Annotated in this window: 19 protein-coding genes; 3 read left to right on the top strand and 16 right to left on the bottom strand. The window is 40.9% G+C overall.

The features are described 5' to 3' along the window. Nucleotides 1-155: 155 nt before the first annotated feature. The 16 genes from D8849_RS04240 to D8849_RS04165 form a co-directional block, all read right to left on the bottom strand. Nucleotides 156-1040 carry an SPFH domain-containing protein gene (locus tag D8849_RS04240; RefSeq protein WP_004235732.1) on the bottom strand — a complete coding sequence of 295 codons (885 nt, stop codon included), beginning with the start codon at nucleotides 1038-1040 and terminating at the stop codon, nucleotides 156-158. 776 nt (nucleotides 1041-1816) lie between these two features. Beyond that, a complete protein-coding gene (adcA, locus tag D8849_RS04235; protein WP_125386296.1) occupies nucleotides 1817-3322 on the bottom strand; it encodes a zinc ABC transporter substrate-binding lipoprotein AdcA in 1506 nt (501 codons plus the stop codon). 9 nt (nucleotides 3323-3331) lie between these two features. Beyond that, nucleotides 3332-4138, bottom strand: coding sequence for a metal ABC transporter permease (locus tag D8849_RS04230; RefSeq protein ID WP_000950030.1), 807 nt, complete (start codon nucleotides 4136-4138; stop codon nucleotides 3332-3334). After that, nucleotides 4131-4835: a metal ABC transporter ATP-binding protein gene (locus D8849_RS04225; protein WP_001269496.1), complete on the bottom strand. Its 705-nt coding sequence runs from the start codon at nucleotides 4833-4835 to the stop codon at nucleotides 4131-4133. The genes D8849_RS04230 and D8849_RS04225 overlap by 8 nt, the downstream gene beginning before the upstream one ends. Further along, entirely contained in the window at nucleotides 4835-5275 is a 441-nt protein-coding gene (adcR, locus tag D8849_RS04220; RefSeq protein WP_001249308.1) for a zinc-dependent transcriptional regulator AdcR, read from the bottom strand. The genes D8849_RS04225 and adcR overlap by 1 nt, the downstream gene beginning before the upstream one ends. 154 nt (nucleotides 5276-5429) lie before the next feature. Continuing rightward, nucleotides 5430-6698: a D-alanyl-lipoteichoic acid biosynthesis protein DltD gene (dltD, locus tag D8849_RS04215; protein ID WP_049491172.1), complete on the bottom strand. Its 1269-nt coding sequence runs from the start codon at nucleotides 6696-6698 to the stop codon at nucleotides 5430-5432. After that, entirely contained in the window at nucleotides 6691-6930 is a 240-nt protein-coding gene (gene dltC, locus D8849_RS04210) for a D-alanine--poly(phosphoribitol) ligase subunit DltC (protein ID WP_000351967.1), read from the bottom strand. Before dltC ends, dltD (D8849_RS04215) begins: the two co-directional genes overlap by 8 nt. A gap of 13 nt (nucleotides 6931-6943) precedes the next feature. Further along, nucleotides 6944-8188 (bottom strand): D-alanyl-lipoteichoic acid biosynthesis protein DltB, encoded by a 1245-nt coding sequence (gene dltB, locus D8849_RS04205; protein WP_049552659.1) that lies wholly within the window; start codon nucleotides 8186-8188, stop codon nucleotides 6944-6946. Then, nucleotides 8185-9735 carry a D-alanine--poly(phosphoribitol) ligase subunit DltA gene (gene dltA / locus D8849_RS04200; protein ID WP_049487532.1) on the bottom strand — a complete coding sequence of 517 codons (1551 nt, stop codon included), beginning with the start codon at nucleotides 9733-9735 and terminating at the stop codon, nucleotides 8185-8187. Before dltA ends, dltB (D8849_RS04205) begins: the two co-directional genes overlap by 4 nt. 20 nt (nucleotides 9736-9755) lie before the next feature. Further along, a complete protein-coding gene (locus D8849_RS04195) occupies nucleotides 9756-9887 on the bottom strand; it encodes a teichoic acid D-Ala incorporation-associated protein DltX (RefSeq protein ID WP_033682482.1) in 132 nt (43 codons plus the stop codon). Between the two features lie 459 nt (nucleotides 9888-10346). After that, nucleotides 10347-11510: a D-alanyl-lipoteichoic acid biosynthesis protein DltD gene (gene dltD, locus D8849_RS04190; protein WP_125386295.1), complete on the bottom strand. Its 1164-nt coding sequence runs from the start codon at nucleotides 11508-11510 to the stop codon at nucleotides 10347-10349. A 47-nt stretch (nucleotides 11511-11557) separates the two neighbouring features. Beyond that, nucleotides 11558-12712, bottom strand: a complete 1155-nt coding sequence (dltB, locus tag D8849_RS04185) for a D-alanyl-lipoteichoic acid biosynthesis protein DltB (protein ID WP_125386294.1) — start codon at nucleotides 12710-12712, stop codon at nucleotides 11558-11560. A 404-nt stretch (nucleotides 12713-13116) separates the two neighbouring features. Beyond that, entirely contained in the window at nucleotides 13117-13821 is a 705-nt protein-coding gene (locus tag D8849_RS04180) for an MIP/aquaporin family protein (RefSeq protein WP_125386293.1), read from the bottom strand. A gap of 69 nt (nucleotides 13822-13890) precedes the next feature. Next, nucleotides 13891-15717 carry a type 1 glycerol-3-phosphate oxidase gene (gene glpO / locus D8849_RS04175; protein ID WP_125386292.1) on the bottom strand — a complete coding sequence of 609 codons (1827 nt, stop codon included), beginning with the start codon at nucleotides 15715-15717 and terminating at the stop codon, nucleotides 13891-13893. 41 nt (nucleotides 15718-15758) lie between these two features. Next, the gene (gene glpK, locus D8849_RS04170; protein ID WP_000076784.1) at nucleotides 15759-17267 is read right to left on the bottom strand and encodes a glycerol kinase GlpK; all 1509 of its coding nucleotides are present in this window, start codon (nucleotides 17265-17267) and stop codon (nucleotides 15759-15761) included. 159 nt (nucleotides 17268-17426) lie between these two features. After that, nucleotides 17427-18854: an AcpB/EbpR/MafR family transcriptional regulator gene (locus D8849_RS04165; RefSeq protein ID WP_125386291.1), complete on the bottom strand. Its 1428-nt coding sequence runs from the start codon at nucleotides 18852-18854 to the stop codon at nucleotides 17427-17429. A 164-nt stretch (nucleotides 18855-19018) separates the two neighbouring features. Here D8849_RS04165 and hslO point away from each other — a divergent pair, with 164 nt between their 5' ends. The 3 genes from hslO to D8849_RS04150 are packed head-to-tail and all read left to right on the top strand — an operon-like array spanning nucleotide 19019 to nucleotide 21411. Beyond that, complete coding sequence (gene hslO, locus D8849_RS04160) at nucleotides 19019-19891, top strand: Hsp33 family molecular chaperone HslO (protein WP_049487543.1); 873 nt, start codon at nucleotides 19019-19021, stop codon at nucleotides 19889-19891. Then, a complete protein-coding gene (dusB, locus tag D8849_RS04155; RefSeq protein ID WP_025169901.1) occupies nucleotides 19878-20858 on the top strand; it encodes a tRNA dihydrouridine synthase DusB in 981 nt (326 codons plus the stop codon). The genes hslO and dusB overlap by 14 nt, the downstream gene beginning before the upstream one ends. Nucleotide 20859: 1 nt before the next feature. Further along, complete coding sequence (locus D8849_RS04150) at nucleotides 20860-21411, top strand: cysteine hydrolase family protein (protein ID WP_049487548.1); 552 nt, start codon at nucleotides 20860-20862, stop codon at nucleotides 21409-21411. Nucleotides 21412-21421 lie beyond the last annotated feature (10 nt).

Raw genomic sequence — 21421 nt, 5'->3', positions numbered from 1 at the left:
AAAAGTTACTAAATTGGTCACACAAATAAGAATTATCACTAAAATAATCAGAAGTTATCCACACTTATCCACAACCTGTTAGTAACTTTTATGAATAGCTAAGACTTATCTCTCACGAACACTAAAAAGAGCCTGACTCCAGGCTCTTTAGTCTATTATTTCTTCTCAGCGCGAAGGGCTGACAAGATTTGTGTACGGATATCATCCACACCATTTGGCGTATTTGGTAAAAAGATAGTCTGATTTCCTTTAGAGGCAAAGGTATTCAAGGTATCCAAATACTGGTTGGTCAAGAGGATAGACATGATTTGCTCTTCTGTCATACCAACATTGGCTTCCTTGAGTTCTGTGATAGACTCTGCCAATCCATCCACAATCGCCTTACGTTGTTGGGCAATCCCCACACCATGGAGGCGGTCTTTTTCTGCTTCGGCTTCAGCTGCAGTGACGATTTTAATCTTATCGGCTTCCGCCAATTCTTGCGCTGCGACCCGCTTACGTTGCGCCGCATTGATTTCATTCATGGATTGCTTGACTTCTGCATCTGGTTCGACCTTAGTAATCAAGGTTTTCACAATAATATAACCGTAAGTAGTCATTTCTTCCGCCACTTGGTGTTGAACTTCGAGGGCAATCTCATCTTTTTTCTCAAACAATTCATCTAAGGTTAATTTGGGAACAGAAGAGCGAAGAGCATCTTCGATATAAGATTTAATCTGAGATTCTGGACGCATGAGTTTATAGTAGGCATCTGTCACGCTCTGCTCATTGACACGGTACTGAGTCGCCACATTCATCATAACGAACACATTATCCTTGGTCTTAGTCTCAACCACAATATCACTTTGCAACAAGCGCAACTGAATCCGCGCTGCAATCGAGTCAATCCCAAAAGGCAAGCGAATATGAATACCGCTATTGGCAACCTTTTGGTATTTCCCAAAGCGTTCAATAATCGCCACCGACTGCTGACGAACTACATAAACTGTACTCAGTGTGACTATCACCAATAGGAGCACACAAACCACCACAAAAATCATCAAAAATGTTGCCATTATCGTGACCTCCATCATTATTTTTCCTGTATTATAGCACATTTAAAGAAGGCTGTGCAGTTTTTACTGCGATTTTTCCTGAAATGTCAATAATTAGAGGTGAATTGTCACATTGTCGTCTGATTTCTTGCTAAACCAACTGGTAAAGAATTAGGTCTACCATGCTAGTTCTTTCTAACTCCGTTGATTATCAACATACTATCTAAACTTTACAAGTCGTGGACAAAGAAACGAAACAAGTAACGGTTAATCCCTTTAAAAGACTCACAAAAAACATCATTGAAGTGAACCGCACTCCAATAATTCAAGCATTAAGTGAGGCTGATGATCCAAATTTAATGGGGTATACTATTTTTGTCATCGGTTACCGATTACGTTCCTTACGGTTCGTGAGAGGAGGTGAAACTAATGAACCTTGCCCCAGAGCTCGTTCTTACTATTATAGCGGACGTCATAGCAGGAATTATCTTGTATTTCGTCTGCAAATGGCTAGATGGTAAGAAGTAGACCGAGTGACTAGCCTATCAACACCCCTTAAATCTCTAAGATACGTCAAAAAAGCCCTTAACTACTGGCATAGTTAGGGGCTTTGGTGTTCTAATGAACCTTGTCCGTTAAAATCATTCTAACATACAAGCCCCGATATTTCAAGAGTTTTATTTATTTTTTTAAAGCGTCTTATGTATCTGAAAGATCTATCATGAAGTTAGCCATCTAGTATCAAAAAACCGACTAGCTCCTATGAACTAGTCGGTTTCTCATCAATGCGCCAACATTTCTTGGGCGATTTCTTGGCCAGATAGGTTATCTGGGTAGTAGGTTGGCCAGTTATCCATTTCTTCAAAGAGGGCTTCTTGGCTTGTGCCTCCAAAGAAGATATGGAAATGTTCTGCCTTCACTGGGGCAATATTGTGGTCGCTAAACTGAACATACTTGAATTGTCCAGCATCCGCATCTGTCGCTTCAAAGAGGAAGCGCACGCCACGATTGCCTTTCTTATAAGTCAATATTTTCTTACCAACATACTTGTAAGTATATTTCTTACTTTGTCCACCTTGAACAAATTCCATAGTGTTATCAGTGATATTAATCTTAGTTACATCTGTCTGATAGCCTTTTGTATAGTAGGCCTTGTACTCAGCCTGAGTCATCTTACCAGTCAACTTAGCCTTATAGTCAAAGACCTGATCCAAAGTTCCATCTTCAAGGAAAGGATAAACTGACTGCCAATTACCTGCATAGTCACTCAAGGTGCGGTCCTTGACAGCTGTATCTTCAAAATAACCATTTTGAACTGTCTTGGTATCCTCTGCCTTTTCAGGCTCGATTGCTGGGCCTTCTTGGTCTGTTGTTTGTTTTAGAGCCTTGAGGTTTTTCTCCATCACGGAAATGTAGTTTTCTCCAGCCTTGGTATCCTCTTCTGTCAGGCTTTCTAAAGGATTGAGGACATCTGTTTTGACACCTGCTTCTTTTGAAAGTGTGTTAGCAAGGGCTTGTGAAGCATTTTCTTCAAAGTAGATATAGGCAATTTTATTTTTCTTAACGTACTCTGTCAATTCCGCCAAGCGAGCAGCTGATGGCTCTGCATCTGGAGAGAGGCCTGAAATTGCGACTTGTTTGAGTCCATAGTCCAAGGCAAGGTAGTTAAAAGCTGCGTGTTGCGTTACAAAGCTCTTTTGTTTGGCTTGAGACAAGCCTTCTGCATAAGCCTTATCCAAGGCTTGCAATTTTTCAACATAGGCAGCAGCATTCTTCTCAAAGGTCTCTTTTTTATCAGGATAATCTGCTGACAAGCTATCACGGATGTGCTCTACTAGTTTAATGGCACGAACTGGTGATAACCAAACATGGGGATCGAACTCATGGTGATGACCTTCTTCTCCATGGTCATGGTCTCCCTCTTCTTCCTCGCTACCTGGTAAGAGCAACATATCGCCTGTCGCCTTGATGGTTTTGACCTTTTTCTTATCCAAGGTATCTAGCAATTTAGGGACCCATGTTTCCATGTTTTCATTTTCATAAACGAAGGTATCTGCATCTTGGATTTTGGCAACTGCCTTGGCAGACGGTTCATATTCATGGGGTTCTGTACCAGCACCGATGAGGAGTTCTACATTAGCCGTATCTCCTGCGACTTGCTTGGTAAATTCATAGACAGGGTAAAAGGTTGTCACGATATTTAGTTTGCCATCTGCCTGCTTTTGATTGGAACAAGCCACTAAAAACAGAGCACATAGACTGGCTAGCAATAAGCTAATTTTTTTCACGTTAGTCTCCTATTTGATAAAACGTCTTACTAAACTGATGAGTAAAAAGACAGTTACAAAAATAATGGTAATACTTGCACTTGCAGGTGTTTCTGCATAGTAGGAAATGTAAAGTCCTGCTACCATTCCCAAAAATCCAATAGCACTGGCAAGCAACATAACCGATTTAAAGTTTTTCCCCAGACGAAGGGCAATACTAGCTGGTAAGACCATGATAGTCGATACCAGAAGAGCTCCCGCAGCAGGAATCATAAGGGCAATGGCCACCCCTGTCACCATGTTAAACAGAATAGACATGGTACGAACTGGCAAGCCATCCACAAAGGCCGTATCCTCATCAAAGGTCAAGATATACATAGGACGAAGGAAGAGGAAGGTCAAAATCAAAACAACCGCCGCAATGACAAAGAGGGAAATAACCTGCTCTTCGCTGATCGTCACGATTGAACCAAAAAGATACTGGTCCAAACTCATTGAACTCGAGCTTTTGCCCTTGCTCATGACAATCAGAGAAACTGCCAGACCTGTTGACATGAGGATAGCTGTCCCGATTTCCATAAAGCTCTTGTAAACCGTACGGAGATACTCCAGAAAGACCGCCGCAATCAAGACAATAGCAATAGTGGAAATAGTTGGCGAAATCCCCAGAACCAGCCCAAAGGCTACACCTGAAAGCGAGACGTGGCTAAGGGTATCACTCATCAAACTCTGACGACGCAAGATAAGGAAGGTTCCAAGAACTGGCGAGAAAAGACTCATGGCAATAACGGCCAGAAAGGCACGTTGCATAAAGTCATAAGATAACAAACTAAGCATGGCCCACCTCCTGATCATTCTCATGAACGTTGAAACAACGCCATGGCGAATCTTGGTTACGGACTAGATGAATATTGCGGTCCGCATAGTCCTTAACTTCTTCAGGGTCATGGGTAATCATCAAAACAGCCTTGCCATGATGATGGGCGCTGTGGTGCATGAGTTCGTAAAATTCATTTTTACTTCCTGCATCCATCCCCGTTGTCGGCTCATCTAGGATAAACACATCTGGATCCGAAGCAAACATACGCGCAATCACTGCTCGCTGCTTTTGTCCTCCAGATAAAGAACCCAAGCGTTTGTCTCGGTGTTCCCACATGCCAACTGAGTCCAAACTAGCCTTGATATGCTCCTCATCATGAGCATTCAAACGACGGAACCAGCCTTTTCGCGGATAACGACCAGATTTAACAAATTCATACACCGTACTTGGAAAACCAGCATTAAAACTGGCTATTTGTTGAGGAAGGTAGGCTATTCTCAATTTCTTACCCTGCGTATTTGTCTTTGAAATGGTCACCTTGCCAATGCGTGGCTGAAGGATTCCAAGACTGGCCTTAATCAGTGTCGTCTTAGCTGCCCCATTTTCCCCTGTCAAGGTAACAAATTCCCCACTATCAACACTATAATTGATATGTTCAAGAACGGGCTCCTTATCATAATAGAAGGATAAATCCTCTACCGTAATGTATCTCATTATTTGATTTCTCCTACTAAAGCAGTCAAAAACCGCTGAATCACTTTTTGTTCATTTGGAGTAAACTGAGTCGCCACTTGTTCATAAGTTAAAAGTGTATGCTCATGGTGATGATGGTGCTCCTCAGCGATTGGACGAGCCAAATCAGTCAACTGGTAAAAAATCACACGCGCATCCTTAGGATCTTTAGATGTTTCTAACATCCCTTCCTTAACCAGAGATTTAATGGCCTTGGTAACCGCCGCCTGACTGACATTGAGGCGACGAGCCAACTCTGAATTGGTTAAAGATTCCTCCGACAAGAGCATGAGGATATGCTCCTGGGTATTGGTCAGAGCTACCTCGCTAGTACAATGACCTATTAGGATTTCATGCTGATTTTCCGCCTGCAAAATCACCTCGTTCAAAAAAGCATCGATATCCTTAGCTAGCTGTCTCATATCTGACTCCTTTCCTTTTGGACTTCTCTTTTTTAAGAGAAAAATACTATTCTTTGAAAAATTATTTACTGGTTAATTATATCACAACCAAAAAAAGAGTCAAGAAAAAACGTGAAAACCAGTTTCATTCTTGAACTCTTCTATATATTATTATCTATTTGAATGTCTTAACATCTCCATCATAAGTCGCCCAATCTTTGCTGAAAAAGCGTTCATTCAGATGGTAAGTCGGAGCTGGCGTGGGATTGGATAGGAAAGGATCAACTGCCTTATCAAAAGCAAGCCAACCCAACCAACCTAGGTGAATGGTATCCTTAACAAAATAAGGATCCCCTCCATTTTTTGAAAAGTCAGCAATATTAGTGAAACCTTGACTTTCTAATTGGTAACGAATTTTCTCCACTGCATGCTGGTACATATCTTCTCTGAGCCCTGTGTAGTCCATCCATTTCTTATTGACAGGCTGGATGACAAAGAGGACATTAACTTTCGATTTTGCAAATTGATTGAGAACCAACTGTAAATCATTATATTCAGATGATTTTAGGAAACTGTAATTCTTTTGATACCCTTCCCATTTTTTCAAATCCTTCTTAACCTCTCTCGTATAGAAATGATTTTCCATCCCCATATCATTATTGGTCGTATTGGCTTCTGCATCCTTTCGAGCAATTTTTTCTAACTCTTGGTAAGAAAATTGATCTGGAAGATCTTTTAAATAATTTTCCACATGTTCCTTATATTTGAGTTTTCCTCTAATGGAGAACTGACCAAATAGAGAAGCCTGTCTCTCATTGAATCGGGCAAAAATATTAATAGCAACCTGATCAACCTCTGATAATTCTTCACCCTTTGACAGTTTTTGAACAATGCCTTTTAATGCAACATTAGGATTCTGCTTTAACAATCGAATAGCCGCATGCTTTGCAGCAGTGTCACCAGATTGATTTTCCAGAAAAGCTGTCAATTGGTCACTGTTAAAAAATCTCTGAAACGCTGCGGGTTCATAATCAGCCTCCGTAAACCACTGAGGCGAAATTACAAATACTGCCTGCTTATCCTCTATTTCTGGCAAAATTTGCTGTAGGCCAAAATATTGATTTAGAGAGGCTGCTCCTGCTTGACCTAAAAAGTAAGGACGATAGGGACGATGGTATTTCTCGGCTAAAACAGCTGGATGGACACTATCAAATCGAATCCATTCACTGGACCCTAGAAAAGGAATAAAACGCATATTTGGATCTGTAAGAGCCCTTACTTTTTGGCTTCTCTCTTTAAAACTCTCTACACTAACAGAAGCCGCCGAATATTTCTCCTCCGTCAGATTATGGCTTGTTGTACTTGGATAAAAAAAGATGAGTAGAAGAACCAAAAATCCAGCTATGAAGATAGGCCCAAAGATTAACCATAAGCGTTTAAGCATTTTGTAGCTCCACAATACCAGCTATGATTTTATTGGCTGTATTCCAGTCGTCGCGACCAAACTCTGTAACAGGGACACGAATATCAAAACGGTTTTCAATCTCCACAATCAACTCAACCGTTCCCATACTATCCAAGACACCTGCATCAAAAAGATCTTCATCCATCATGTCAGAAACATCTTCCATAAACAACTCATCAATAATTTCAATAACTTCTGATTTGATATCCATATTTTATTTCCTTTTATTTTTTAAACCATAAATCATTCAAAAATCCAGAAAAGATTAAGAATGACAGCATGACGACATGGAAGGTGATAACCATGCCAAGCAACTGAATCCAGCGATTCTCAGGTAGAGCAGCTTTCCCTGCTTTTTTCCGTTCCTTATTGAGCGTTTTTTTCTTACGAATCCAAGCATCATTGATTACCAAGCCTAATCCATGAAAGAGGCCATAGGCGATGTAATACCAAGTTACACCATGCCAAAATCCCATAATCAGCATATTTACAATATAGGCCACACTTGAGGTTACATTGCGATTCTTAAAGACCTTCTTTCTGGTCAACACCATGACCATTCGCATAAAGACAAAGTCACGGAACCAGAAAGACAGACTCATGTGCCAGCGATTCCAAAACTCTTTTAAATCCCTAGATAAAAAAGGCTTGTTGAAGTTAATTGGACTATGAATCCCCATTAAGTTTGAGATTGCCAAGGCAAACATAGAGTAGCCTGCAAAGTCAAAGAAAAGTTCTAGACCAAAGGTATACATAACTGCCAAGGCATAGTGGTTAAAAAAGCCACCTGACTGTAGGGCTAGATTCTTCAGAGGAGGGAGTAAGGTCTCTCCTAAAATATGAGCTATGATAAACTTATATAGAAAACCAAGCATGATATACTTGACAGCCTCTTCCAGCATATCCATCAACTCATCTCGCTCAGGAATGGTCTGATAATTTTCATTAAACCGCTTAAAGCGATCGATTGGCCCGCTTGAAAAAGTCGGCATGAAGAGTAGGAAGCGGAGGAATTCCCAGAGGCTAAAATCCTTAATCACTCCATCTCTCAGCTCGATGATAATCCCAACCGAACGAAAGGTCAGGTAAGAAATTCCCAAAAATCCAAGCAAAGACTGCGTTCCATTGATAGCTGGCTGCACCTTGACAAAGATAATCGGCAGTAGGGACAGAAAACTAACTAGGTAGAAAACCCACTTACCATCCTTACTTTTTCGATAGTGCTTATAGAAAAGCAAGAGCAATATTTCCCAGCACAGATAAATGCCCAAGGCAGCCAATTGATTAGTCTTCCCACCTACCAGCATGGTAACGATAAAGAAGAGACTAACCAATACCTCGTACCAGGCAAAGCGTTTCTTGAAAAAGAGGCCGATAAAGATGGGCAAGGTTGCAGCAATCACATAGACAAAATACTGAGGATTGCCGTATGGCTCTAAATGAGGAAGCTGTTTAAAAAACTCCATCATCTCCTATTTACCTCATTAATCAATCCTTTGATATCAATTTTTCCATTTGGAGTCAGTGGCAAACTGTCTCGATAAAGGAATTTGGACGGCATCATATAAGACATCATAATATCTGTCAAGTCTTCCTTAATGGCCTTGGTAATATCGATATCACGCTCAAACTGCTCACGAACACCATCTTTTAAGATGACATAGGCTAGAAGATTTTGCACCTTGTGGTCTTTATTATAGCGCGGTACTGCAACAGCAGACTCGATAAAGCGAGACTTATTGAGGTTTTGAGAGACATCTTCTAACTCAATGCGGTAACCGTTGAACTTAATCTGGAAGTCCATGCGTCCGCCGTAGAGAAGCAAGCCTTCATCTGTCATGGTTCCCACATCACCTGTGTGATAGGCTGGCAGACCTTCAAACTCAAAGAAGGCTTCTGCTGTTTTTTCAGGATTATTCATATAACCTTTTGAGACGGCCGGTCCTGAAACAATGATTTCTCCCTGTTCACCATTTGGCAGTTTATTTCCTTCCTCGTCAATGATAAAGGTTGGAGAATCAGCCTTGGTATAGCCAATTGGTAGACGTTTGAGATTCGCTAGCATCTCATCTGTCACGGCAACTGCTGACAGGGCCACTGTCGCTTCTGTTGGGCCGTAAGCATTGATAATACGGGCATTTGGGAAACGTTCGCGTAGTTTTTGAGCCGTTTTAACCGTCAATTCTTCGCCATCAAAGTAGAAATGCGTGATGCCAGGCATTTTCTCGCTATTAAAGTCTTCTGACAACATAGCCATATCCGCAAAAGAAGGCGTTGAAGTCCAGATAGCGATTGGCAATGAAAAAATGGTCGCAAAGAGTTGCTTAAAGTCCTGAGTAATAGCTGAAGGAAGGGCAAAAAGCGTACCTCCCAGTGCCAAGGTCGGCGCCCAGTACATGACGGACAGGTCAAAAGAATAAGGTGGCTGAGCCAGCATTTGCGGACGACTTGGCGTCGCAAATTCCTTATCCGTAATCATCCAGTTGGTAAAACTGAGGAGGTTATCATGGGAAATCTGTACTCCCTTAGGCTTACCAGTTGTACCAGAAGTAAAGATAATGTAGTAGTTATCATCACCCTTGACTGGATGCGTAATCTCATAACTAGTCCCTTGAGCAAAGGCTTCTTGAACCTGAGCTAGAGTCATCATTGGCGTAGAAACCTGCTCCAATGGAAAGTCTGAGATAGCAATAATCAAGCTTGGCTCTGCTACTTCTAAAATAGCCGAAACTCGCTCCAAGGCTGAATGGCTGTCAATGGGAATGTAGGCATGTCCTGACTTAGTCAGAGCTACAAAAGTTGCCAACATTTCATATTCTTGGCCACCAAAAACAACCACAGGAGACTTCTCTGGTAAATCCAGTTGGTCGATGGCTGCAGCTAAACTATCCGAATCAGCCTTCAAATCTCCATAAGTGTGTTCCTGCCCCAAAACATTGTAAACAGGATAGCTAGGCTGTGTCTGAGCAAAATGCTCAATGGTTTCAATCATATCTACGATTGCTTTATTTGACATAATAAGGATTCTCCTTCAAGTTAAAATTCATTATAGATAAAGCTTCCTTGACCCTGACCAAGATAGCTAAAAAAGTAAAGCAGCCCTAGAAAGATAAGAAAATACAAGGCTGTCCGACCAAGAAATATGTACAATTCTTTTCTCTGTTTCATCAAGAAAAACCATTCATTTCTGTAATTTTCCGCTAAAATAAAATCAATTTCTTACTAATTTATTTTTCTGCTATTATACCACTTTATAGACTAGTTTTTCAATTGTTTACCCGTCTATTTTCACTACGTTCCAGTAACATTAATTTGTTCCATATGATTCTTTCTAATGATAGCTTGAATGCTTTTCAGTATAAATTATATGGGGCTACAATAAAGTAGGCTCCATACTACCTATAGAGGATTTTTCCACTATAAATATTATAGAGCCTTATCTTATGTCTCACTTTATCGGTGCAGTTCCCTTTATCTAGAGATTTTTATAGTATGTAATCCTAGAATTCACTATAGATAAATTCTTGAATGTTCGAAAAATCGGTCACAAAACAATAAATCACGATGCTTAAGATAACAGTATAGAAAAATAACGTCCACAAGATTAAACGGTGTGTGTTAGTTATCTTAGTTTGCAAATTTGTAAAGTTCTTTTTCAACTTCCATCCATCCTTTCACTCCAACATGCATCACATCAAATAAAAAGTAATCATCATACTCTCTGTTTCCATAGTTTAGTACTGTTGCACCATGGCTTTTTGCAACATCTTCTATTTTTTTGTAAGTGTTTTCCCGCATCTCTCTTGAGACACCTGTGTAGTCATTCCATTTACCATTTACTGGGAAAATAATGACCTCAACTTCAATGCCCAATTCCTTGGCAACTGTCAAGAAGAGTTCCATATCTGAATACTCTGGTGACTCGAGGTAGCTCAAATCTTTATTAGAATTCTTCAGCGATGTATAACGATCTTTTAAATAAGTATTGTAGTAGTTATTATCAACAGCATAATCATTATTGTCTGTTTTCTTTTTGACCTCTTCTACAAACTGATTCGTCATTTTCTCCCAATCATAGTCTGGGGTTTTGTCTCCTAGTGAAGGATAATCTGATTTGGCATGTTTTTGATAAAAAGTCTGTTTGAGCTTAAAGGAATAAATCGCGTTATCTAACTCCAATAATTTTTTATCAACAATCGTTCCTTTCTCATCTATGAAATAACTTTTGTATTTTTTGTAGATGTCATTTTGTTGCTTGTTCCCCTTGGTAATCTCGATAATGCGATTGATTAGTTTTTCTTTCGTTTCCTTACTAATCTTATCATTATCTAGCATATGGAAAATATGTTCCTGAGAAGCCTTGTTCAAAAAGGCATCTTGATGAGTCCCATCTTTTTCAAACCACTGAACCGACTCTATTATAGCCACTTTTCGCTTAGTCATAGATCCTTCAATTGAGCCCAAGGTCGTAGCCTGAATGATGTTTTGTGAATAGCTGGTTCCAATCTGCATGATATTAAAATCGTTGTAGTTAAAAATTTTATTGGGATGATAGTCTTCATTTATCGTTGCAACCAACTCAGATGACCCCAATAAAACCAATGTATTGGGAGTGATATTGCTTGTTAAAATATCTCTACTTTTATACTTTTCATACGAAGTGCTATAGCGAATACTGTTATCCTTTACTTTATAATAATCATCAATCTTCTTGACGTATGTCACATTTAAAAGCGCAAGCGTCGCAATTACGAGCACAAGCGATAGCAAAAATGCTTTTAGTTTAATCATCTAGTTTTATCCTATCCCTTCGATCCGTCCAATCTCTTTTCAAGTTCTTATCTCTTTAAAATCGTCAGTAAGATTTTATAAGGTTCACCTGAAAAGATAAAGAAACCAATCATAACCAAATTCATGGTCACAAACCAACTCAGTAGCTTATACCAATCTTTGTTTTTATTTTTCTTATAAAAATTGCTTTTCTTTTGATACACTTCAAATCCAGCCATCAAGACACCGTGATAAAAACCATAAACAATGTAGCTAACACTAAGGCCATGCCAAAAACCCATGACCAACATATTGACCATATAGGCATAGGTTGCATTGTGTAGTCTATTTTTAAACCACTTTTTCCTGATAACCTGCATCAATACTCTTGAAAATACAAAATCTCTCAACCAGGTCGACAAGGTGATATGCCATCTGGTCCAGAAATCCTTGATATCAACACTCAAGAAAGGTTTGTTAAAGTTCATCGGTGTCTGAATACCTAGAATGTTGCTACTTCCAACGGCCATTAGACTATAGCCTGCAAAGTCGAAGAACAGATACAAGGTATAGAGGTACATATACTTGATTGAGTAAATGACTGTGCCAGTATTATTTAGAGCGAGTAACATCTGGTAAACATAGGTTGATAAAACAACCTTGTAAAGAAGGCCTAGAACGATACGATACACACCGTCACCTGCCAACTCTAGATACTCTTTTCGAGGCATGATCTCGTTTATCTCTTTTAAAAATCTCCTACTCCGATCAATCGGACCAGCACTAACTGTAGGGAAAAAAAGTAAAAATTGCAGGTAGTCTTTTATGCTAATCTTTTCTTTAATCAAGCCATCCAATATCTCCAGCATGATCTGAATGGTCTTAAAGGACATGTAAGAAATTCCAATAAAGGCCAACAAATGCAGAGAAGTCAGGGCAAAGACTTTATTGATTACCAAAGGAAAAATAGAAAGGAAAACCAGTGGTTTCAGCCGCTTTGCTTCTCTCCTCTGTGCTAGAAAAACTAGAAAATATTGGTAAATGACAAAGGAGATTAAATAGACAACCATTGCTCTACTCTTGCCATAAATAGCTCCTGCAAATAAGAGGGAGAGCGCCAAAATATAGTAGTCCTTACGTTTTTCAAAAAAGTTTACCACAAAACCAATCAGTAAAACTACAAATAAAAGAAGGAAAAACTCATTCCCCTCGAAATAATTCATACCAGTCGAACTCCTTTTTTCTTTTTCTCATCTCTTGATTTATATTTTTAGGATTAGTTCCTATCATATTACCAAGGATAGTTAAACTTTATTCATTATATCATAATTTAAAAACTATAAATACTTCGATTATCTAATTTCTTAAAATAAAAAATCAAACTGACTCTTAGTAATGAAGACAAACAATGAAACAAAATTATTCACACAATAAATAAAATTCAAGAACAAAAAATTGATGAAGGAACCGGTAAAGGATTCTGACTTTCTAGCTGAAATAGTAATCAACACCAGTATATAAACTTAAAAAATCAAAACGACCAAAATGAAGTGAGAAAGTGCTCTTTATTCTGGTCGTTTTTTATAAGTTATGTTTATTGAGGTATGGATAATTGAGTTTTAATATCTTAGAAAACTGAGAATACAAGCACGGCCAAGGCTGCACCGATAACAGGTCCCACAACAGGAATCCAGGCATAAGACCATTCTCCGTCTCCCTTGTTTGAAATTGGAAGGATACTGTGCATGATACGAGGTCCAAGGTCACGCGCAGGGTTCAAGGCATAACCTGTTGTCCCACCTAGTGATAGACCGATACCGACAATCAAAGTCCCCACCGCGAAGGTTCCGATTCCTGCTTGAAGGTCATAAAGTCCCAAAGCAAAGATTGTCAATACCAATACAAAAGTTCCTAGGATTTCGCTAATCAAGTTAGAAACTGTATCCTTGATGGCTGGCCCAGTACTGAAAGTAGCCAAAATATTTCCTGCATTTTCTTCTGCCTCATAATGCGGCTTGAATTGCAACCAAACCAAAATCTGACCGAGCATAGCCCCTGCGAACTGGGCTAAGATATAAGGCAAAACGGAAGCCCAAGGTAAATCACCTTTTAAAGCTACACCAATTGTCACAGCTGGGTTTAAATGAGCTGGACTGAGCTTGCCAGATACAAATACTGCAACCGCAACTGCAATCCCCCAACCCATAGTAATCACAATCCAACCTGAGCTATTGCTCTTGGTTTTTGGAAGAACCACACCAGCAACAACACCATTTCCTAGAAGAATCAGGATTAAAGTTCCTAGAAATTCTCCAAATAATTCATTCATCATTTTTCTGTCTCCATTAAAAAGAAGGGGTGGGCGACAAGGAATGCTGCCCTCCACCTCTTTTATTTTTTCTTAATTTTTTAATTCTGCTAAATCGTTGTTAGCGAGAGCTGCTTCGACATCAGCACGGTAAGCTGCTTTTTCTTCTTCTGACCAGTCATAGAATCGTCCCATTTCATCCAAAACTGGCTCAACGATGCTATCCAAACTATCACGCATAAAGAGCATGTGGTTGGTACGACGAAGAAGGAAGTCAACTGGGCTCAGAGCCAACTCATTGCGCATTGCATAGTGAAGTGACAAAGTGTCTGCCAAACTGAGTCCTGGTGCTTGTTCCAAACTATGAGCAAGAGCAAAGACCTTCGGTGCATTTGAACCGTAAAGATTTGCTAAGTAATGAGCTTCCTTGCTATCCAAACCACGTGACACTCCAAGTTGCGCAAAGGCTTCGATTTCTGAGTCCACATTTGCTGGGTTCAATTCTCCACCTGAAACAGGGTAAGTCTTAGAATTGATCAATTTAAAGCTACGGTCAAATTCTGCTTTGAGGATGTCAACCACGCGCTCCATAGCTCCTTCAGCCATCTTACGGTAGTCTGTGATTTTACCTCCAGCAAGGGTCAAGAGACCATTATCATCTCGGTCCAAGCTAGAACCACGAGAAACTGCAGATGGGTCCAAATGTTTCTCAGAGGTACTGCTTTCAAGCTTGCTAACAGCAGCCTCTACATCTTCACGAGTTTTTTCTTTAGAGAGGTAAGACTCAACAGTCGCAATCAAGTTGTTAAAGCTTTCATCACTGATTGTACCGTTATTTCCTCCATTGTAGTCAGAAGCGCTATTGCCTGCGATCAATGGACGAAGACCTGCCCAGCTACTTTCGATATCATCAATGGTGATATTGGCTTCTGGGAAGCGGTTATTGACAATGCCAAGTAGGTAATCTACATCTTCCTGAGTCACTTTTGGATGTTCCAAATCACCTGTGTAGTCTGTATCAGTTGTACCAAAGTAGGTCTTGTTTTCACGTGGGAGAACAAAGACCATACGACCGTCACCCAAACCTGTGTCAAAGTAAACTGGCTGTGAAACCTTGATCTTGCTTGAATCCACTACCAGATGAACTCCCTTAGTTGGACGCATTTGTGAGAATTGGGTTCCCTTATTAGACAAATTACGTACCTTATCGCTCCAAGGACCTGTCGTATTGATAACCAGACGAGCCTTGATTTCAAAGACTTGGTCTGTCAACAAATCACGAGCTACCACACCTGTAATCTTGCCACTTTCGTCAAATAGGAAACCTTCTGCTTTAACGTGGTTGGCAATGAGGGCACCGTCTTGGTTGGCACGTTTGATGTTTTCAATCACAAGACGCGCATCATTGTTACGGAAGTCAAGATAAACCCCACCTCCTACCAAACCTTCTTTCTTCAAGTTTGGCTGGCGTTCCAAAACTTCTTCCTTGCTCAAGACCTTGTTAGCAGCTGGTGTGTTGTTAACTCCTGCCAAAAGGTCGTACAAGTCCATGGCTACTTTGAGACGGAAGAGGCTAAAGGTCGCTCCATCTTCATCGTAAACTGGCAAGAGCATTGGATCTGGTTTTGGAATATGTGGTGCGATTTGTTGAACCACTGCACGTTCAGAAACTGTGTCTGATACCACTTCTACATCAAATTGCTTAAGGTAACGTAGTCCTCCGTGAACCAATTTTGTTGAACGGCTGGATGTTCCTTCTGCGAAGTCCTGCATTTCAATCAAACCAGTATCTAGACCACTAGCTGCCGCCTGCAAGGCTACACCAGCCCCTGTGATTCCTCCACCGATAATCAAGAGGTCCAGGGTACGTTCCTGCATTTTTTTAATTGATAATTCACGTGTTTTCTTTGAAAATTCCATATTTACACACTTTCTAACTAAGTCACTTTATTCTTCCAGTATTAGTCGTCTACTTCCGCAAAGACTTGGGTTGCTTTCACAGCTTTCTTCCAGCCCTTGTAGAGTTGTTCCTTGCGAGATTCATTCATAGATGGTTCAAAGAGTTCTCCTGTCTCATTCAAGAGTTTCAACTCATCCAAGTCTTTCCAATAGCCTACTGACAAACCTGCTAGGAAGGCTGCCCCTAGAGCTGTTGTTTCCAAGTTTTTGGCGCGTGCGATATCGATTCCCAAAATGTCAGCTTGGAACTGCATGAGGAAATTGTTCATAGCTGCACCACCGTCTACTTTCAAGACTTGGATAGCTGTCTGCGCATCCACTTGCATGGTGTCGATGATGTCACGCACTTGATAAGCGATAGATTGCAAAGTCGCCTTGATAAAGTCTTCTTTACTTGTTCCACGAGTTAAGCCAAAGACAGAACCGCGAGCGTTTTGGTTCCAGTATGGAGCACCTAGACCTGTAAAGGCTGGAACGACATAAACTTCATCATTGTTGTGAGAATCACGAGCGTATTTTTCAGATTCTGGTGAATTTTCCACCATGCGAAGACCGTCACGAAGCCACTGAATGGCGCTTCCTGCGATGAAGATAGAACCTTCCAAGGCATAGTAAACCTTGCCATTGATACCGTAACCAATGGTTGTCAAAAGATTGTTCTCAGACAACTGCATCTCTTCCCCAGTATTCATGATGATGAAAGAACCTGTTCCATAAGTATTTTTAACCATACCAGGTTCAAAGGCCAACTGTCCAAAGAGGGCTGCCTGTTGGTCCCCAGCCATACCTGAGATTGGCACTTCTCCACCATAGAAATGGAATGGGGCTGTCTTACCGTAGATTTCAGAGTTAGAACGAACCTCAGGCAACATTGCTTTAGGAATATTGAGGATTTCTAAAATCTCATCATCCCATTTGAGTTCTTTAATGTTATAAAGCATGGTACGAGCTGCATTTGAGTAGTCGGTCACGTGAGCCGCACCGTCAGTCAATTTCCAAACCAACCAAGTATCGATAGTACCAAAGAGCAATTCCCCTTTTTCAGCTCGCTCTTGAGCGCCTTCTACATGGTCCAAAATCCAACGAACCTTGGTAGCAGAGAAGTAAGCATCAATGATCAAACCAGTCTTTTCATGGAATTTTTCCACATAACCTTGGCTTTTCAGTTGTTCAGCCAGAGGAGCAGTTTGGCGTGATTGCCAAACGATAGCGTTGTAGATAGGGAGCCCTGTTTTCTTATCCCAGACGACAGTTGTTTCACGTTGGTTGGTAATCCCGATTGCTTCGATTTGATTTGGTTTCACACCACTTTCGATGAAAGCACCCGCAATAACTGACTGGACTGAGTTCCAAATTTCATTGGCATTGTGCTCTACCCAACCTGCCTGAGGGAAAATCTGGGTAAACTCTTTTTGACTCGAGCTGACCTTTTCTCCTTTTTTGTTGAAAATGATGGCACGAGAACTTGTAGTTCCCTGGTCAATGGCCATGATGTATTTTTCTTGTGACATGTGCTGTCCTCCTGATAAAGATCTTGAGGATGTTTCCTCTTTACACTAACTAGTATACAAAATAAAGCGCTTTCTTGTTTATCAACTTTTTTTAATTTTTTAAAAAATGTGAGGAGATTGTGTGAATTTCACAAAAAAGACCTGGAACAACCAAGCCTTTTAAGTGAATAATAACTGACGAATCCCTGCCAAATCTTCCAAATCCAAGTCGTTTTTTAAATAATAAACTGGTGTCTGTTCCTTCTTATGAATGGGGTTATTGGTAACCAGCAAATCATAATGTCGAGTTCGGTCATAGGCTTCAATGGTGATAAAACGATTGTATTCCAAATACCGTTTCAGAATGGCTGCCATCCTTGAAAAGACAAGAAAACCAGATGTCAAATCCAGACCAATCCGCATATGTTGGCCACCATTTTCAGCCATATATTCTATCAACTGGAGCCATTCCCAGAGAATTTTCTTATCCAAATCCGTCCCCTGCTGAAAAGCAGGTAGAGCATGAAAAATCTCCTCTGCTATCCCCTTAAAATCATGTTCCATCAGCAAATAGGGATGACGATTCTCCAACTGGTACTTGTAGCGGTCCTGTAAAATATAGCCCTTATAGAGATAGACTTGAGCACAAAGCTGACTGAGTTCATAGGTGACATGGTCCTCTGTATAATCACCCAGTAACTCCTCCTTCTTCATTTCTTGAATCAATTGCGTCAGCAAATCTGCCAACTGCCCTCCAAACCCAAGAATATACTCCATAGTATGAAGAGGAAGAATACGATGGGACAAGAGGAAAGAGAAGAATATCATCATCTCCCCATCCTCAGTTCCTAGAGGAAGGTGTTGCCCAGCAAAAAAGGACGGAGCCTTTCTCAGCAAACGAAGGTAGAAAATATTGTCAAAATAGCCTCGCATTTTTTCTTCTATCACTTGAAACTGACAGGCATTGACCCGAAGACGTTGTTGACTGATGTGAGCCCAGAGAACCAAGTCCAATTTCTGACCCGAAGACAAACTTGCACCGCAGATTTCTTCTAGTGTAGCAATCTCCTGCTTTCTCTCTGGTTTCTGCATGTGGCCTTCCCATTCCTGACTCGACCAGACCTTGCGGAAAAGACAGAAATAGAAATAGCGAATCTGATGCTCTGGACCCCGCCAACGTCCATTTTGGATGGATAAGTCAAATTCTGACAAAATCTGATTTAAGCTAGCTAAGTGACGACCAAGCGTAGCCTCGCTAATCATCAATTCTTGAGCCAGCTGATGGGCTAAAAACTGTTGGTGGTAGAGAAGATAAACAAGAATCTGGTATTTAACAGCATTCTCCAAAAACAGGCTCCGGATATCTCTCCCCTTGGTAGTTGCACCGATCGATAGACGCAGATTTTCATCTTCTAAGTGAATAGTCAGCTCTAAGCCACTATCCAAAGCCTTTTCATTAAGCAGGGTGACATATTTGGTTAGGGTTGCTTTTGAAAATCCTGTTTCCTCCATTACAGCCTTGACGGTCGTCTGAGACTCTTGTAATAGAAAGGAAAGGATTGAAAATTGGCCAGATTCGGCCTTTTCCATCAAATCTCCTAAATACATTTGTTACCCCTTTCATTTTCTACCTTAAGCATAGCATAAATCTTAGAAATGCTGAAATAATCTGTTTCTCTTTTTATTTTCATGCTGATTTACTAGTCTATTATCCTAAAAATCAACAAACACACGGCTCCCCCTTTGGGCATTTTTATGCTAAAATAGTAGCTATGGATAAAATTATTAAAACTATATCAGAAAGCGGAGCCTTTCGTGCTTTTGTCCTTGACAGCACAGAAACAGTCCGCACTGCTCAAGTAAAACACCAAACCCAAGCTAGCTCAACTGTAGCGCTTGGTCGAACTCTTATCGCTAGCCAGATTCTCGCAGCCAATGAAAAAGGAAATACTAAACTAACAGTTAAGGTGCTGGGATCTAGCTCCCTAGGTGCTATCATCACCGTCGCTGACACCAAGGGAAACGTCAAAGGCTACGTTCAAAATCCTGGTGTTGACATCAAAAAGACTGCAACTGGTGAAGTTCTAGTTGGACCTTTTGTTGGAAATGGTCAATTCCTCGTTATCACAGACTACGGTACTGGAAATCCTTACAACTCTATGACTCCCCTCATTTCTGGGGAAATTGGTGAAGACCTTGCCTTTTACCTGACTGAAAGCCAACAAACACCTTCAGCAGTCGGCCTCAATGTCCTTTTGGACGAGGAAGACAAGGTCAAGGTTGCAGGTGGTTTCCTAGTTCAAGTCTTGCCAGGAGCCAAGGAAGAAGAGATTGCCCGTTTTGAGAAACGCATCCAAGAAATGCCAGCTATCTCGACCCTTCTCGAAAGTGAAGACCATATCGAAGCCCTCCTCAAAGCTATCTACGGTGACGAGGCCTACAAGCGTCTTTCTGAAGAAGAAATCCGTTTCCAATGTGACTGTAGCCATGAACGCTTTATGAACGCTCTTGCCAGCCTTCCAAGCTCAGACTTACAGGAAATGAAAGAGGAAGACCACGGGGCAGAAATCACTTGTCAATTCTGCCAAACAACTTACAACTTTGATGAAAACGACCTGGAGGAACTCATTCGTGACAAATCTTAATACACCCTTTATGATTGGCAATGTTGAGATTCCCAATCGTACCGTTTTAGCACCCATGGCTGGCGTGACCAACTCAGCCTTTCGTACCATCGCAAAAGAGCTCGGAGCTGGACTCGTTGTAATGGAAATGGTCTCTGACAAGGGAATCCAATACAACAACGAAAAAACCCTGCACATGCTTCATATCGATGAAGGCGAAAACCCTGTTTCTATCCAACTTTTTGGTAGTGATGAAGACAGCCTAGCACGCGCAGCAGAATTCATCCAAGAAAACACCAAAACCGATATCGTGGATATCAACATGGGCTGCCCAGTTAACAAAATCGTGAAGAACGAAGCTGGCGCTATGTGGCTCAAGGATCCAGATAAGATTTACTCTATCATCAACAAGGTCCAGTCTGTCCTTGATATCCCACTTACTGTCAAAATGCGTACAGGCTGGGCTGATCCATCTCTTGCAGTAGAAAATGCCCTCGCTGCTGAAGCAGCAGGTGTTTCTGCCCTCGCCATGCATGGCCGTACCCGTGAGCAAATGTATACAGGTCACGCAGACCTTGAAACCCTTCACAAGGTCGCTCAAGCTTTGACCAAGATTCCCTTCATCGCTAACGGCGACATCCGCACAGTTCAAGAAGCCAAACAACGTATCGAAGAAGTTGGTGCTGACGCAGTCATGATTGGCCGCGCAGCCATGGGAAATCCCTACCTCTTTAACCAAATCAACCATTACTTTGAAACCGGAGAAATCCTACCTGATTTGACCTTTGAAGATAAGATGAAAATCGCCTATGAACACTTGAAACGTTTGATTAACCTCAAAGGGGAAAACGTCGCAGTTCGTGAATTCCGTGGCCTCGCTCCTCACTACCTCCGTGGAACATCTGGCGCAGCCAAACTCCGTGGAGCCATTTCACAAGCTAGCACTCTGGCAGAGATTGAAGCCCTCTTGCAATTGGAGAAAGCTTAAAATGGTTCATACTGCTCTACTGGTTATCGATATGCAAAAAGCATTTGATAGACCTATTTGGGGAGAACGAAATAACCCTCAAGCTGAACATCAAGCATTGAGGGTACTGGCACACTTTCGTAAACACGATCTTCCAGTCTTACACGTTCAACACATATCTGACAATCCCCAGTCGCAATTTCATAACAAACAAAATCAGGTGTTTAAAAGTGGATTTGAACCAGTTACTGCAGAACCTGTCTTTCAAAAAACGGTTAATAGCGCCTTTATTGGAACAAATCTTGAAACATATTTACGAAAAAATCAGATTTGTCATTTAGTCGTTGTTGGTTTGACCCTGCCTCATTGTGTATCTACTACGACACGAATGGCAGCAAATCTTGGTTTTGAAGTCACTTTACTAGCAGATGCCACTGCCAGTTTTACCCTATCTAACAAAAACGGTCAGGCCATCTCTCCTGAGACTATCCATGAGATTAATCTCCTTTCTCTACAAGATGAGTTTGCTCAAATTCTTACTACAGAAGAATTTTTAACCCAAGTACAAGTATAAAATAATCCGT

The sequence above is a fragment of the Streptococcus mitis genome (assembly GCF_003942765.1).
GTDB lineage: Bacteria > Bacillota > Bacilli > Lactobacillales > Streptococcaceae > Streptococcus > Streptococcus mitis_BE.
Note: the sequence above shows the minus strand (reverse complement) of the source record. Positions and strands in the feature narration are given on the sequence as shown.